At 57.3% G+C, this 15,387-nt stretch carries 9 protein-coding genes and 1 pseudogene; 5 read left to right on the top strand and 5 right to left on the bottom strand.

The annotated features are described in order from the left end of the window. Positions 1–325: 325 nt before the first annotated feature. Positions 326–952 (top strand): annotated as a pseudogene (bluB, locus tag NZ453_RS17870) (5,6-dimethylbenzimidazole synthase); the annotation flags it as partial. Between the two features lie 51 nt (positions 953–1,003). Here the strand turns inward: bluB and NZ453_RS17865 are convergent. The 3 genes from NZ453_RS17865 to NZ453_RS17855 all read right to left on the bottom strand — a co-directional run bounded on the left by NZ453_RS17865 (position 1,004) and on the right by NZ453_RS17855 (position 6,885). Then, complete coding sequence (locus NZ453_RS17865; RefSeq protein WP_263772169.1) at positions 1,004–2,668, bottom strand: sensor domain-containing diguanylate cyclase; 1,665 nt, start codon at positions 2,666–2,668, stop codon at positions 1,004–1,006. Between the two features lie 188 nt (positions 2,669–2,856). Further along, positions 2,857–4,653: a putative bifunctional diguanylate cyclase/phosphodiesterase gene (locus NZ453_RS17860; RefSeq protein WP_420851685.1), complete on the bottom strand. Its 1,797-nt coding sequence runs from the start codon at positions 4,651–4,653 to the stop codon at positions 2,857–2,859. A gap of 432 nt (positions 4,654–5,085) precedes the next feature. Beyond that, positions 5,086–6,885, bottom strand: coding sequence for a HAMP domain-containing methyl-accepting chemotaxis protein (locus NZ453_RS17855; RefSeq protein WP_263772168.1), 1,800 nt, complete (start codon positions 6,883–6,885; stop codon positions 5,086–5,088). Positions 6,886–6,963: 78 nt separating this feature from the next. Here NZ453_RS17855 and NZ453_RS17850 point away from each other — a divergent pair, with 78 nt between their 5' ends. Both NZ453_RS17850 and NZ453_RS17845 read left to right on the top strand, forming a co-directional pair. Then, the gene (locus tag NZ453_RS17850; RefSeq protein WP_263772167.1) at positions 6,964–7,977 is read left to right on the top strand and encodes an AraC family transcriptional regulator; all 1,014 of its coding nucleotides are present in this window, start codon (positions 6,964–6,966) and stop codon (positions 7,975–7,977) included. A 561-nt stretch (positions 7,978–8,538) separates the two neighbouring features. Beyond that, positions 8,539–9,510 carry an LLM class flavin-dependent oxidoreductase gene (locus NZ453_RS17845; protein ID WP_263772165.1) on the top strand — a complete coding sequence of 324 codons (972 nt, stop codon included), beginning with the start codon at positions 8,539–8,541 and terminating at the stop codon, positions 9,508–9,510. 916 nt (positions 9,511–10,426) lie between these two features. On the opposite strand, the gene dcuC is transcribed toward NZ453_RS17845, so the two are convergent. Both dcuC and NZ453_RS17830 read right to left on the bottom strand, forming a co-directional pair. After that, the gene (dcuC, locus tag NZ453_RS17835) at positions 10,427–11,812 is read right to left on the bottom strand and encodes a C4-dicarboxylate transporter DcuC (protein WP_263772164.1); all 1,386 of its coding nucleotides are present in this window, start codon (positions 11,810–11,812) and stop codon (positions 10,427–10,429) included. Between the two features lie 21 nt (positions 11,813–11,833). Beyond that, the gene (locus tag NZ453_RS17830; protein ID WP_263772163.1) at positions 11,834–12,664 is read right to left on the bottom strand and encodes an alpha/beta fold hydrolase; all 831 of its coding nucleotides are present in this window, start codon (positions 12,662–12,664) and stop codon (positions 11,834–11,836) included. Between the two features lie 110 nt (positions 12,665–12,774). On the opposite strand from NZ453_RS17830, the gene NZ453_RS17825 reads away from it, so the two are divergent. Both NZ453_RS17825 and NZ453_RS17820 read left to right on the top strand, forming a co-directional pair. After that, positions 12,775–13,686, top strand: coding sequence for a LysR family transcriptional regulator (locus tag NZ453_RS17825; protein WP_263772162.1), 912 nt, complete (start codon positions 12,775–12,777; stop codon positions 13,684–13,686). 348 nt (positions 13,687–14,034) lie between these two features. Then, the gene (locus NZ453_RS17820) at positions 14,035–15,300 is read left to right on the top strand and encodes an Hsp70 family protein (RefSeq protein ID WP_263772160.1); all 1,266 of its coding nucleotides are present in this window, start codon (positions 14,035–14,037) and stop codon (positions 15,298–15,300) included. Positions 15,301–15,387 lie beyond the last annotated feature (87 nt).

The raw sequence follows: 15,387 nt of genomic DNA, 5'->3' as shown, positions 1-15,387 counted from the left end.
ACCTGACTGACCCCTTTTTGTGCATCGATCGCCGCGGAGAGTCCATCGACACCGACGAGAATCAAAGCCACTACCGAGACGACGATTAGAAGGATGAGCCGCTTGGCGATGGTAAGGTTTTTCATAGAAGAGGCCTCTTTATAGACAGACCAATTGCGGAGATTGTTTTGACGCTTTTCACAAGGGGAGCCTGATCTCACGAAGCATTTCAGCACCTGCTTACAATGCGCACCGGAATGGTGCACCTCATTGATTTTTCATCAATACACATCAACATATTCTTAGATCACGGTAATCTTGTGAGCAAGCTGCATTTTTGGGTCACCACTATGCGCCGTCGGTCGGGTTCATGCAGCCGTGGAACTTCCTGATTGTGCAGTCCGAACCGACGAAGCGGCGAGTGCACGCGGCGTTTGAGAAAGCGCACGCCGAAGCCGCCGATATGTTCGCAGGAGACAAGCGGGCCACCTACCGGAAGCTCAAGTTGGAGGGGATTCTCGAGGCGCCCGTTGGGATTTGCATTACCTGTGATCGCGAGCGAACAGGCCCAGTCGTCGTCGGCCGCACACACATGAAAACGATGGACCTCTACAGCAGTGTCTGCGCGGTTCAGAACCTCTGGCTGGCGGCGCGCGCCGAAGGGCTAGGTGTCGGGTGGGTCAGCATCTTCAATCAGGTTGATTTGCAGACGGCTTTGGGTATTCCGAAGGAAATCGTGCCAATTGCCTATCTGTGCGTCGGTTACGTCAGCCATTTCTACGCCAAACCCGAACTTGAGACTGCGGGTTGGCTGCCGCGGATGCCCATTCAGGACCTTGTCTACTTCGAGGCGTGGGGTCAGAGCGACGCGCAGCGACCTTTAGTGCAGGCTTTGATGCGAGAGCAAGCCATCTTGCAAGCCGACGCGAACGGTTCCCTATACCAGAAATCCACCGAATCACCGGGCGACTGATTGCAGCGGCGTAAGCATGGGAGAACCCGCCAGGCCAAGCCTACGTATTCTCTAGGATGCCACACAGTTCCTGCCTGCGTGCTTGGCCTCATATAGCTTCTCGTCAGCTTCGTGCACTGCCTCATCTTCCGCCGCCTGCTGAGGATTCGCGGTCGCCACGCCGACACTGACGGTGACCCGCTCCACTTCGTCAGGGGGCGAAACCTCGACGGCATGCCGGATATTCTCTGCCACTATTCTTGCATCGGAAGTATCGGTGGCCGGCAGCAAAACAATAAACTCCTCGCCGCCGAAACGCGCAACAAAGTCGGTCTGACGAAGCGAGGATTTGAGGATTTTCGCGACGTGCCGTAAAACCTGGTCGCCCGTGGCGTGGCCCAACGTGTCATTAATCCGCTTGAAGAAATCGATGTCGAGAAGCAGGACCGAATAGGCGACGCCGGTTCGCTTCATGCGGAGAAATTCATCTCGTAAGCGCTCGTTCGCCGCCATTCGATTTGCCAACGTGGTCAGCGCGTCCCGACGCGCGAGATACACCAATTCGCCATTAAGCCGTTCGAGCTCGGCCGTCCTCTCCTGCACACGTTGTTCGAGACGGGTGTTGCTATCCTCAAGTGCCAGTTTTCGGTGGATCAAGGTGGACGCCATTCCCCGCACCGCGTCGACCAGTTGCCGCAATTCGGCGGTGGAGGTTGGAACCTCGAGCCGCGTGGTTTCTTCGCCCTGCTCGACCCTTCGTGCGAATTTGGCTAATTGCCGCACCGGGCGACTCATCATCGACGCGCACCACCACACCAAGCAAAGGAACAACACGGTGGCCACAAACACCGATACAAAAAGAACTCGCTGTAGCGCCTTGACGTCTTTGAGCGCAACCTCTTTCGGTTGTCGGATGATAATCCGCCAACTCAATGGGTCGTCGGGAGTTACTTCCCGGATGAAGGCACTGGCGGTCACGTACTCGGTATCCGAACTCCAGGACTCGATGGAGAACGTTGACTTGAACGCGGCCGTCGCCGGGACGCTGAGGTTGTCGAGGGCCATCGGATAGAGAACTTGACCGACTTTGTTCGCAATTAGCACGTCCATCCGCTGTTCATTGGCGCTGAGAGGAATGATCGCCCGAATGGCTTCATCCGCCCACACCCAATGAACGTGCGCTCCGATCACCCCGCGCACGATCCCGCGCGTATCGAAAACTGGCGCCGCAAAGTCAATGAAGCGTACGGAGCCCATCCCGGCATCGGGAGGAAGCAGCTCGGCCAGCCTCGGGCTTTCATGGAGGTCCCCGACAAAAGAACCTTTCATGCCGTTCGCGAACCAGGGCTCTCCCGTGACGTTTTCCCCCACTAAGAGGTGACCCGTTGCAGCACGTACCGTACCGGCCGCCTCAGCAAATCCGATCCAGGAGTAGTAGCGGTGCGATTTCTGCAACCCTTCGAGGATCGGGACGAAGTTCTCGCTCTCCAGTATCTCTTCATGGAAGCGCGCTGTTTCGACTAAGTATTCGATCTCGCGTTGCCGCTCATGGAGGTTCTCGGATAAGACGGTCGCCACGGCGAAGGCGAGTTCCTGCAACGCGCGGCCGCGGTCTTCGATCAGTTGGTTCGAATAGGTATGGCTGACATACATCGAGACCGGCACGCCGACGAGCAGGGCGATGCCCGCGAAAAGGAGCGTAATTCGATGCTGAAAACTCGCGGGGAGAAGCGTCATGGGGCGTAGTACTTGAGCAGCCGGCGGTTTTCTATCGCTCGGCTACGCCTATCCTCACCGGAAAAGTGCGCAAATCGAATGGGTGAAGGATGAGGAGAGATGCTCCCGCTCTTTATTGAGCTCGGACTGGCCAGAGGCTGGTATTCCACGCAACTGTTTGCCTAACAGAGAAGAACCAATCTTTCGATTCATAATAGGGACGCCCCCTTCCCCTCGTTGATGAACTTCATCAGGTCCGGCACGGTGAGCGGCCGACTGAAGAGATACCCTTGGGCCTCATCGCATCCGAGTTTTTTCAGCGTTTGCAGATGGAGTTCGGTCTCCACGCCCTCGGCAATAACGCTGAGGCGCAGCGTCTTGCCCAACTGGATGATGGCGCGAACGATTTCCATCCCTTCGGCATTCGCACCGATTGCTCGAATGAACGACTGGTCGATTTTCAGCCTCTCGACCTTAAACTGCTGCAGATAACTCAAACTGGAATATCCCGTACCGAAGTCATCAATGGACGTCTTTACGCCGAGTGCGCGAACAGCCTCAATGGTAGTCAGCGAATTTCGGATGTCGCTCAGTAGGCCGGATTCGGTAAATTCCAGTTCGAGAAATTGCGGGGGGAAGCCTGTTCGCTCGAGGACTCGCTTAACGGTTCTCAAAATGGCCCCGTTTACGAACTGTTGCGTCGAAACGTTGACGGCGACGACGAAAGGGCCAATGCCGGCATCGAACCATTCCCTGCCCTGCCGGCAGGCTTCATTGATCACCCATTCACCAATTTCGCCAATCATCCCGGACTCTTCGGCGACCGGAATAAATCGCCCGGGCGGAATCACCCCCTCTTCAGGGTGATGCCAGCGTATAAGCGCTTCTACGCCGATGAGGCGTTGTGTTGAAAGGTCGAATTGCGGCTGATAGACGAGATAGAACTCTCTCTTGTCGATGGCCAGACGCAGCATCGCCTTCAGTTTGAGCTTGTCCAGCGCATCGGCATTCATTTCTTCGCTGAAGACGCGATAGCCGTTCTTCCCGGCCGCTTTTGCCGCGTACATGGCGGCTTCGGCGTTCTGCAGCAACGCATCGAAGTCTCTGCCGTGTGCTGGATAGAAAGAAATGCCCACACTCGCCGATATGCCGATGGAGTAGCCTTCGATCTCGAACGGCCAGGCGAGATTAACCAGAATCTGGCTCGCTACACGCTCAACGGCTGCGGATTCTTTGATATCGGGAAGGATAATGACGAACTCATCGCCACCTTGGCGAGAAATCGTGTCAGTTTCCCGGATGAACTGCTTAAGCCGTCCAACGGACGTGACAAGTAACCGATTTCCCGCTTGATGTCCGAAGCTATCGTTGACGTACTTGAAGTTGTCCAGATCGACGAAGAGCACGCCGATTCCCGTCTGCTCGCGCTGAGTCTTGGCGACGGCTTGCTCGAACCTGTCGCGTGTCAGGATACGGTTGGGTAGTCTGGTGAGCGCATCGTGGTGTGAGAGGAATTCAATGCGTTCTTCGGCGAGTTTTCGGTCAGTGATATCGGAGAAGATCGCAAGATGATTGACGATTTCCCCGTCATCGTTCCTGACCACACTGATGCTGAATGATTTGGGCCGTACATCTCCGTTTTTGCATCGATTCCACAGTTCTCCCTTCCAGTACCCGCGCGTGTTGATTGATTCCCACATCGCGTCGTAGAACGCTTTGTCGTGCCGCCCAGAGGCTAGGACTCGAGGATTCTTGCCGACCACTTCCTCCTCGGTGTATCCGGTGATCCGCGTGAATGCCTCATTTACCGTGAGGATGTTGTTGTTACGGTCGCTGACCGTAATGCCCTCTTGGCTGTGCTCGAATACGGCAGCCAATAGGCGAGTTCGGTCGTGAATGAGCTGTTGGAGGCGCTGTTCGCGAGGGCTTTCAAACGCTCTCCCGAATCGCGCTGCCAACCCATCGATGGAAGGATTCAAACTGGTGACGCGCGGCACGAGGAGCATCTTATCCACCGGGTTTTTTTGCTATTTTCATTCATACACCCGGCCTTCACCGGCAATGATTGAGAAATCGGCTGTCCCAATCGTTGGAGCGCAGTCCTTTGGTTCGCTTTTGCTCTTCAATCGCTCCGTCTTCAGGACAGTCAGCGACCACGTCATCGCTGAATTCGAATCCGCTTTAGCGGCAGGGTTCGACGCGCACCATCGAGCATGATGGCGAGCCGAGAAGCACTAGGCTCCCCGGCTGGCCGCTTCGGACCCAAGTGGCCACATTGGGGAAACTGTACGCACTCCTGAGGAGGGAAAAAATCGGGGAAAACCTGATATTTATCAACGAAAAACCCGGCATACGACCACTCCCCACCAAGGCGGATTCCTGCTTCTCATGTCGGGCCGTAGGGGCGACCCCGCAAAAATGGTCAGCCGCGCCGCTCCCTACACCCGATAGGCCCCGACCACTTGACGCACTTCCTTGGCGAGTTCATCCACGTTATGGGCCGCTTCGGAACTGTTCTTCGCGGCGGCACTGCTTTCTTCCGCCATCTGCGCGATCCCCTCCACACTGGACGCGATGGTGTTGCTCGCCTGGCTTTGCTCGCGAATCGCCGACGCAATTTCCTCGACCATCATCACCGCTTGTTTGCTTCCCGCCTCGATTTTCTGAATGGCATCGCTGGCGTTGCCGGCCCGTTCGACCCCGCTTTTCACCAGTCCCTCCGCATGCGTCATGCTGTCAACGGCCGTTTTCGAAACGGACTTCACGGCGTTGATCATCTCGGCGATTTCCGTCGTTGACCCAGCGGTACGCTCCGCCAATTTACGCACCTCGTCGGCAACGACGGCAAACCCGCGTCCCTGTTCTCCGGCGCGTGCGGCCTCGATCGCGGCATTCAAAGCGAGCAAGTTCGTCTGGTCAGCCACTTCTTTGATGACGGACACGACCGAAGAAATCTGCTCACTCCGGGCCTCCAATTGACGAATGCACTCGGCGGCTTCGGATACGGAAGCCGCGATTTGATTGATGTCTTCAACCGTCTGCGAGATAACGTGCTTCCCTTCCTCGGCCAGTTTCCCAGAGTCTGCAGATAAGGTTTGCGCTTCGTTCGACCGGTCGCTGACGTGAGTAATACTGACGGTCATTTCTTCCACGCTGGCGGCCATGCCGGACGCGGCATCGCTTTGATGTGCCGACGCCGACGCCACCTGGTCCGACGCCAGGGCTAATTGGGCCGCCGCCTCCGAGAGCTTGGCGGAACTCATCGTCACAGAACTGAGGCTAGAACGGAGCTTGGCCAATAGCCGGTTCAGGGCCGAAGAAACATCGGAAATCTCATCCTTGCCGATCACTTCCGCCTGCACGGTGAAATCCAACTGTCCTTCAATACGCTCGATGGCGCACTGAATTTCGGATAACGAGCGGTTGATGCCGCGCACGACAACGAAACTGACGGTGCCGACGACGATCGACGCGAACAACGTAATAGCTAAGGTGAGCATCCGCCCACGATTAGCGGCTTTAACGGCGTGTGCTTCCATGCTTCTCGACTGGGTTTCGGTCTCTCCGATATGTTCGTCAATGACGTTGGCGAGCTTCATACGAACCGCGGCCATCGCCGCTGCTTGAGTCTGCGCGGCTTCTTTGTCGAGCCCGCGAGACTTCTCCAGAAGCGATGGAAGCAGGCGGAAGTACTCCTCAGCGGTCGACTTTTCCGCTTCGTAGAGTTCTTTATCTCTTGCGGAGCTAATGAGCGGCTCATACCTGACGAACTCATCGCGCATCGCTTTCTGCGCGACTGCAATACCCTTCTCTGCTTCGTCGAACTCCTTCGGCTCATCAGCCAGAATGTGGCGATACACGTTCATTGCCACTTGTTGTTGATTCGTCTTTAGCCTATAGATCGTTTCCAAGCTCGGGAGAACGTTCTTGGTGGTATAGCTGAGGGCACCACCCAGCGTTTCCGTCAAATAGAATCCGAGTCCGCCCAGGGCAAGCAGAGCCGCCACCGAACAGCAGCCCATGATGAGCAGTTTCTTTGAAATCTTCATGGTGTTCCCCAAATGCGCTTTCGCTGATGCTGCATGGACTATGGTCGTGACGCCAAACGTTAGCAGCGTTAGCCTTGTTGTACTATTTTTGTGTACAGGAGTTTCCCGTAACCTCCTTAGTGTACATGGTTTTTGCCTTAAGAATTGATCTGCATCAACGTCCGAATGTACATTTGCAGACAATTCCAAAAGCGCGTACGGATATTACCAAGGTCATAGCCGTCGGTTGGTCGGCAAAGCAGTCATAAAGATGATGGGAGAATAGAGGTGCTTCGAGTCGGAACGATGTGTGCACTACCGGATGTTCTGCGGGACTTGGGGGAAGATCCGAAGGAGTTGTTGAGCCGGTGTGGTGTCGACGCCTCGATTTTCGATGACCCGGATACGCCGATCTCGCACGCCACACGGAGCGAGGTCGTCGCCTTTTGTATGGCCGCCACAGGGTGCGAACATTTCGGGCTACTCGTTGGCCGGAAAATGCCACTTCGCGGGTTTGGTGCGCTGGGCCTGCTTATGAGGTATTCACGCGACCTGCGCGCGGCGCTCCGTTCGTTGGTGGAATACCGCCGCTTTCAGGTGCATGGCTCGATGATCCATTTCACCGAGAGCACCCAAGCCGCCGAGTTGGAGTACGAGATGTATGCGAAGGACCGCACTACCCCCGACCAGATCGGCGACGGTGTCATCGGGGGCTTGTACTCGGTTCTAAAGGAGTTATGCGGCCCGAAGTGGGAAGCGAAGGAAGTCCGGCTCAAGCGCCCGCGACCGACGAACGTTGCACCGTACCAGGCGGCCTTTAGCTGCTCGGTCGTTTTCTCAGCGGACCGTAACGCCGTGGTGTTTGATCCCGGTTGGCTGGACACTCCGTTTTCTCGGTACGACCGCGATTTAGTGGCCTATCTTGAGAAATCGATGGGCGTGTTCGCCGGTTCCACAGGCGGCGATTTCACACGCGACGTTCGCGGTGCCTTGCGCAAGGCAATCTTGGCCGGCGAGGCGACGGCACCCGCATTAGCGGATACCTTCGGGGTCCACGAGCGCACGCTTCATCGTCGCCTGACCGACGAAGGGACGAGCTTCCATGAACTGCTCGATGAGCAGCGCTTTGACCTAGCTCGCGTGCTTCTGGAAGATGCCAAACTCCCGATTGCCGAGGTGGCTAAACGGTTGGGCTATACCGCCGCCAGTTCGTTTTGTAGGGCGTTTCGACGGTGGAGCGGAATGACGCCCGAGACCTGGCGCGAGCGCCGGAAAATGTTTGATTATCGACTTTTGAGCTGAAGGCTTGCGACGAGGAACGTTCGCTATCCGGGTAGTCAGCTGACAGCCCGCTTCTGGCCGAAGCCACAGTTCAAAGACATCGTCGATAAGCGGCCGTTGGCGCCTTATCGTTGGCCTAACGTCAGCTTTCCGAAAAGCATCCTGAAGGACAGCCCCCGGCCAAAAGCGACCGATCGCCTTTTCCGGCTTGCGGTCAATCAGTGGTCCTCTTTTCTCTGAAACCCGCCGTTCAGGCGACGTACGCAGCTCGGCATTTGTCGACATCAGACGCTGGCCGGTAAAACATGCCCGCTTCATGCTGCCCGTTTCGATCCAATCCGTCTCCGAACCGCGGCAGCATCTCGACTCTACGGTCTTTGCTATCAGTGATAGCTTTTTCACCTTTGCTTGGGAGCAAAGGTATTGGCTCGGTCAAATAGCGAGAAGATCATTCTATTGAAGCATTGGCAACGTATCCGCGACCGAACCACTTGAAGAAAGTGCCGTCTGATCTTAGGTCGATCACCCTCCTTAGCGGTTCCATTGCTACACATGAAACCTCGGTCCGATATTCGCCTCTCCATGCTGGACCTCGTGTCCGTACGGGAGAATTACAGCGTGGCAGACGCTCTCGCTATTGCCCTAAAGACCGCACAACATACTGAGCGTCTTGGTTTTACCCGCTATTGGCTGGCCGAGCATCACAACATGCCGGGCATCGCGAGCTCAGCCACCGCCGTGCTTATCGGGTACATCGCGGGAGGGACGCAGCGTATTCGCGTCGGCTCAGGCGGAATCATGTTGCCCAATCACGCGCCTCTGGTGGTCGCAGAAGCCTTTGGTACGCTGGCCGAGCTATATCCAGGTCGCATCGATTTGGGCTTAGGCCGAGCACCTGGCACCGACCCGGTCACCATGCGAGCCCTCCGCCGGGAACGAGTGGAGACCGAAAACGATTTTCCACGCGATGTCGCTGATCTTCAGCAATTGCTTGCCGCGCCGCAAAAAGGTCAAGCGATCACCGCCATGCCCGGTGCCGGAACCGAGGTGCCGATTTGGCTATTGGGTTCGAGCCTTTTCTCTGCGCAATTGGCCGCAGAGCGCGGCTTGCCTTATGCGTTTGCCTCACATTTCGCGCCTCGCCTGCTGCATCAGGCCATCGATTTATATCGCCGTCGTTTCCGCCCCTCGACGTCCCTGGGGGACCCTTATGTCATGATCGGCGTGCCACTGATTGCGGCGCCGAGCGATGAAGAGGCTGAATACCTTGCTAGCAGTACCTACCAACGTGTCCTTGCTCTTCTGAGAGGAGACCGGCGCCGCTTACCACCGCCGATTGAGGGCTTCATGGCGCAGTTGAGTCCGCAGGAACGCGCCACCATTGGCGATTTCCTGGGGACCGCGGTAATTGGCAGTCCTGAGACCGTGCGTAGCGGCCTGGCCGAACTGTTGCGGACCACTGCAGCGGATGAATTGATGCTGGTCTGCGACATCTACGATCCCGAATTTCGTTTGCGCTCGCTCGACATCGTTTCTTCGGTTTGCAAAACGTAATCCATGCTTCTCTAGGTGCCGCGCTGGGGTTTGTATGCCGCCTAACATGATGACCGGCGCCGGTGGGACCGGCTGTTGTACTTTGTTAACGGGCGTTCGCTTGGCAACGAAGCGAAGGGTTTCTATGGGTCGGACGTGTGAGTTCGTTGGCGTTGGAAGCTGGCCTTCGGCAAGCAACGTTGCCGAGCTGTAGCAAATTGTCACACTGCAGACCCACACAGTATGTCGAGCAAAGAGGGCTTTCCTGGAAGAAAGGAAATCATGCGATAAAACGGGTTACAGGCACGCAGACCGTCGTGATCCTGAGCAAAGCAGACAACCGATATACTACTTGCAGGAGCGCTTCAGGCCGATTATTGGCGATGAGATGAAACGGCCGAACAGGAGAACGCCCTGAAGAAGCTGCTGGCCGCACGTGATCTCAAGGTGGTGATCATGAAGGAGATCAATGCAATATGAAGTGAGCGTACCCGCCCAGCTCGGTACGCTCAGTACGCCAAGGGAGGCGGCCTATCGGAACGAAAGCCGCATGCGCTGAGGTGACTGCGAGATTGTTCGACTGTCGTGTGGCTTACCCTTTTGCGAATTTGCTCGGGAGACGTCTGCTAACTAACCTATTTGCGTCCTGCAACATCCCGCTAACCTAGTTTTGTCCGCGCAAAGCGACAAAAAAAGTGAGTTTTTTGCCCCCCTGTCAGATCCTTGATTTTTCACGCTGGTGCGCTCACTCTTTTTTGTCCACCTACTCCGGGCACCATTCTCGACCGTGACGGCGGTTGGAAACCGAAAAGCGTTTAGTCCGTCCCTGTGTATGTGCATGTAACGTACGAACCGCTGCGCAGCGGTTTCCATTCGGGTACCCGTAACGTTCGAAAACGCCACGAAAGAGGCTTGAGGTGGCGAGTAGCGCGCTTGTTTATCCGTTAAGCAAGTAGTTGAGCAACAACATCGTGGCTATTCCACCCAACGAAGGAATCATGGTGCGCTTGACGATTTCGAAAGGCGAGCATTGGCCTGCCTTACTGACCGCGATGATCACCCCCGCGACCGGCGAAATCGCTCGCCCCATGCCGGCCATCAGTTGCATCGGCAGGACCATGGTTACGGCGCTGACGCCGAACTTAGTGGCGATCGTTGGCGCAAGTCCCGAGAAGGCGAAGAACGCGGCCACGCCTGAGCCGGTAATCATCGCCGTGACGCCGACCATCAGGGTCATGATGGCGGCCATGACATTGACGCCAAAGCCCGCGTCGCGCACCGAGTCGATCATGAAACCCACTGCCCCTACTGCCTGCAGTCCCTGGGCAAATACGTCGGCGCAGACCAGCAGCGAAACAACGCTGGCGAAGGTCGCGCCGACGCTGTTGAAGAAGACCTGGAAACTCTTGAAGACGGCTTTGACGTCACGCTTTACCGCCAGCTCACAAGTCATGCCAACTAGCGAACCGAGGATCATCGCGGTCACGACGTCCATCGCGACGTGACCGTAGAGCAGCGGACTGAAGACCAGAATCAGCACAATCGGGAGCAATGGAATCAAAGCGTAGAACTGAGGTGCCTCAGACGCCACGTCTGTACTCGCTACCGTCGCCGGCTGTTCAGCATATACATGGGCGGCGACATGTCCGGTCTGGCGATCGAAGTAGCGGGCGGTGAAAAAGATCAGGATGGCGACGACACCAACGACCCACATGGCGACCGGGATCTGGTGATGGACGAAATAGATGGCCGCTGGCATCCCCGAGGTCTTGGCCGCCAGATTCGCCGTGCCGACGGCGGGCCCCAAGTCCATGAAGGAGGACAGCCCGATCATCGCCGCCGCCGCAGGTCGGCTGACGCCCAGTGAAATCAGCATGGGAAAGAAGGTGACTAAGAGCAGCATAGCGAGACCAGCGGCGCTCGGAATCGCGACGTGCAAGCACTGACCGAGGACATAGCCTAAGGCGAGAATCGCGTACGGGGCCTTGATCAGCCTAAGCGGCTTGATGCAGAGGCGGACCATCGATCCCGTCGCGCCGATGTGATCCATGTAGTCGGCAAATGCCGCCGAGGACATGATGATCAGCCCGATCCCTGCAATTTGCGTCGTCAGCGATTCCTTGACGAAGGCAAAAATGTCGAATCCTGTCCAACCGGTCGATTTGGCCTTCTGGTATAGGATCGACTGGTCGGGGAAAAGAACGACGGTCAGCGTCAGGAGCGAAAGTCCGGCAACCAGCAACACCGTTTGCGGTTGATAGTTCTTGATGATCAGGCGCGCAGCGATACCTGTGACGACGATGCCAATCAAAAATCCCAACACGATTTCCCCTCCTCTGTTGATCTATTTTTCTGACAGGAAAGTCTCAATTAGTCCGTTGTAATACAGTGGTTCCTGGAAATACGGGGCGTGAGCGATTCCCGGCATCTCGACGTGGCGGGTAAATGGTGTCAGCCTCAGCAAGTCGGCATTGAGCGCCGGCTGCACGACAGTATCGATGGCGCCGGTCAGTATCAGCACAGGCATCTTCAGCGTCGGTAGCAGCGGCCTGTTATCGGCTAACTGAAGCATGCGCGTCGCACGGCGCAATCCTTCCGGCTTCGTCTCGGAGGCAACCTGTGCCGCATAGTTGAAGACCTCCGCTGAACAAGGTGTTGGCAAAAGGTCGGTGGCGCGCTTGATACCGTAGGCCTGCGGCCCGATCTCCGCGAGTTCGCGCATGCGGTTCAGAAATTTTGGCGGCATCGGAACCGATTCAGGCAAGGCGTAGCCCGGGTGGGTACAGGACAATACCAAGCGCGACACGGTCTGCGGATACTTCGCCGCGAAGCGCGAAGCGACCGTTCCGCCCATCGAATGCCCAACCAGGAAGACCATGGACTCATCCAGTTTGGCGAGGAACTCGCGCAAAACTTCGACATACGCGTCAATCGACTCGGGAACCATCTCGGACTCGCCGAATCCCGGCGCGTCCCACGCAATCGCCTGATAGCGGCGCGAGAAATGTTCGAGCTGAAAGGCCCAACTTTTCGAGCTACCGAGCAGTCCGTGCAGAAAAACAATCGCCTTGCCCTCCCCTTGGGAGCGGAAAGCCAGCTTTCGATGCGTCAACTCGGCGATTTGCAGCGGCGGGCAAACCGGTACTCCCCCGCTCGCATCCGTATCCAATGCCATACACAACCTCGCGACCAAGACTGAAATCCACTCTATCACCCGATAATCGATGCATATAATGTTGATTATTTATCAATCGATAGAATTTTCTGATGCATTGAGAGGTAACAATGAACATCAAGGCATTGAGAGCCTTCCGCCTGGTGGTCACCGAAGGTTCAGTCAACGGCGCGGCACGTGCCCTGCACCTGAGCCAACCGGCGGTCAGCCGCCTGATCGCCCTGCTAGAGAGCGAACTGAAGCTGACGTTGTTTCTACGCTCTGGGCGGCGCATGATCCTGACCGACGAGGGGCAGGCTTTCCTGCATGAGGCGGGCCGCATTCTGGCCAATCTCGACGAGATCCCGCGAATTGCCAATGAAATCCGCAGCAGCAAGGTCCGCCGTCTACGCATCGTCACCATGCCGCGCGTGGCCTTGAGCCTAGTCTGCCCGGCGGTCGCCCTGTTCACACGGCGATTCCCCGACGTTCATGTCTCGGTCGACTTAAGAACGCGCCGCGATCTTGAGCAATGGCTGGTCGGTAAGGAATACGACATTGGGTTCGGCGGTACGCCGGTGACCCATCCTGCGGTACGCGGTAACTCGCTAGTCAAGGTGCGGCTCGAGGTTCTACTGTGTAAGGATCACCACCTCGCGGGGAAGGAGGAAATCGCCGTTGAGGATATCGTCAGCGAGCGACTAATCGGTCAGCTGCCTGGTCTGCTGCTGCGTCAACAAATCGACGACATCTTCGATAGCTGCGGTCTCAAGCCGGTCTACAGCGTGATCACCTCGTCGTCGCAAATCGCCTGCCAGCTGGTCATCGCGGGCGCCGGGATTACGATCATCGACCGCTTGAGCGCCGATAGCTTCGATCACACTCAGTTCGTGATGCGTCCGCTGCTTCCCGCCCGCTGGTTCAATTTCGGCGTCATCTTGCCCAAAGCGGGCGACGTTCCCCCTCTGGCGCAGGAGTTCATCGATTGCCTGAAAAGTGAGGTGGACAACCACCTGGTTCCCGGCTCAATCGAGCGGATATAAGGCCGAGGTTCCAGCGGTAATTCTCCCCTTAACGATTCGATGGAAGCGGCAATGGCCAGTTGAGGGAACCGCTGTTCTGGCTGACTCTAGCATTCCCACCGTTGTCAGCCAGCATTGCCTACAGACGAAGAAATGCCGCGGTATCAGATGGTTTGTATCAATCTGAATCGCACTGCGCTTGTACTACGGCATGCGTCGTCAGGAGGCCGAGATTCGGTCAAAGCGACCTGCCGATGATCAGAGGGGCCGGACCGATGTACAGAGAAATCCGGACATCCTCCTGCCTGGACAAGCGCCGCGGGGTCGCGTAGCATCGCCGCCCCGCTGCGCATCTCACCTGCTTTCTCCATGTCCCACGCCACCTCCACCCGCGCCTGCGGCCTCGATTTCGGCACATCCAATTCGACGGTCGGCTGCGTTCGGCCGGGGCAGGACACATTGTTGCCGTTGGAAGATGGCAAGGTGACGCTGCCGTCGGTCGTGTTTTTCAATGCTGACGATGGCCGCACTTGCTTTGGCCGCGCCGCATTGCAAGAGTATCTGGCCGGTTACGAAGGCCGCTTGATGCGTTCGATGAAGAGCCTGCTTGGCAGCCGCCTCCTCGACGGAAGAACCGAAGTCCACGGCCGTTCTCTGCTGTTTCGAGATCTACTCAAGCAGTTCATCGGCGAGCTCAAGCGGCGGGCCGACTTTCAAGGAAAGAGTTCATTCGAGCACGTAGTGCTCGGACGGCCCGTGTATTTCGTCGACGACGACCCAGCGGCCGACCGGATGGCGGAAACGACGCTAGCTGAGATCGCGCGAGCCGTCGGCTTCAAAGAGGTGAGCTTCCAGTACGAACCGATTGCCGCGGCCTTCCATTACGAGACGGAGATACATCGCGAGGAATTGGTCCTCGTTGTCGATATCGGCGGCGGCACCTCGGACTTCTCGCTCGTCCGCCTCTCGCCGCAACGCGCGACGCGGCCAGACCGTCGCGAGGATTTGCTGGCCAACGGTGGCGTGCATATCGGCGGTACCGACTTCGATCGCTTGTTCAGCCTGTCCAGCGTCATGCCGCTCTTCGGCTTCCGCAGCCGGCTGAAAAGCCAGCGCGAAATGCCCTCCCGCGTCTTTTACGACCTCGCGACGTGGCACAGCATCAACGCGGCCTACACGTACCGGGTATTGACCGAACAGACGCGTTTTTCATTTGACGCACAGGAACCGGAAAAAATGGCCCGCCTGCTCACGCTGATCGAGAAGCGCGCTGGCCACTGGCTGGCCAACGAGGTGGAGCAGGCAAAAATCATCCTGTCGGATCAGGTGAGCACGACCTTGGTGCTCGATCGCATCGAGACCGGCCTGCGTCTGCAGTTGACCCGCGACGAATTTGACGCGGCAACGACCGGCTTGGTCAGCAAAATAGAAGCGAAGCTCGCAGTGCTCTTGCGCGACGCCGGCTTGGCGCCTGAACGCATCGATACGATCTTCTTCACCGGCGGCGCCAGTGGCGTGCCACTCCTGCGCCGCCGGATCGCCGCCCTGCTCCCGCAAGCGCGCCCCGTCGAGGGTGACCTGTTTGGGAGCATTGGCGCAGGACTCGCGATCGAGGCGGCACGACGTTACGGGTAGATCTGACACCGCCTGTCCAGTCCAAGGAAAAGCGCGGACTCAGCGTGCTCAATGCTCAGTCGGTATCCACTTGACTTGGCCTGGCGG

The organism is Propionivibrio soli (assembly GCF_025770765.1).
In the GTDB taxonomy this organism is placed as follows: domain Bacteria; phylum Pseudomonadota; class Gammaproteobacteria; order Burkholderiales; family Rhodocyclaceae; genus Propionivibrio; species Propionivibrio soli.
This window is presented reverse-complemented; position numbering and strand designations above follow the sequence as displayed.

Excerpts from the sequence above, each read along its gene's own strand:
- NZ453_RS17865 (WP_263772169.1), bottom strand. The coding sequence starts at position 2,668 with ATGACGCTTCTCCCCGCGAGTTTTCAGCATCGAATTACGCTCCTTTTC.
- NZ453_RS17860 (WP_420851685.1), bottom strand. The coding sequence starts at position 4,653 with ATGCTCCTCGTGCCGCGCGTCACCAGTTTGAATCCTTCCATCGATGGG.
- NZ453_RS17845 (WP_263772165.1), top strand. The coding sequence starts at position 8,539 with ATGCTGGACCTCGTGTCCGTACGGGAGAATTACAGCGTGGCAGACGCT.
- NZ453_RS17830 (WP_263772163.1), bottom strand. The coding sequence starts at position 12,664 with ATGGCATTGGATACGGATGCGAGCGGGGGAGTACCGGTTTGCCCGCCG.
- NZ453_RS17825 (WP_263772162.1), top strand. The coding sequence starts at position 12,775 with ATGAACATCAAGGCATTGAGAGCCTTCCGCCTGGTGGTCACCGAAGGT.
- NZ453_RS17820 (WP_263772160.1), top strand. The coding sequence starts at position 14,035 with ATGTCCCACGCCACCTCCACCCGCGCCTGCGGCCTCGATTTCGGCACA.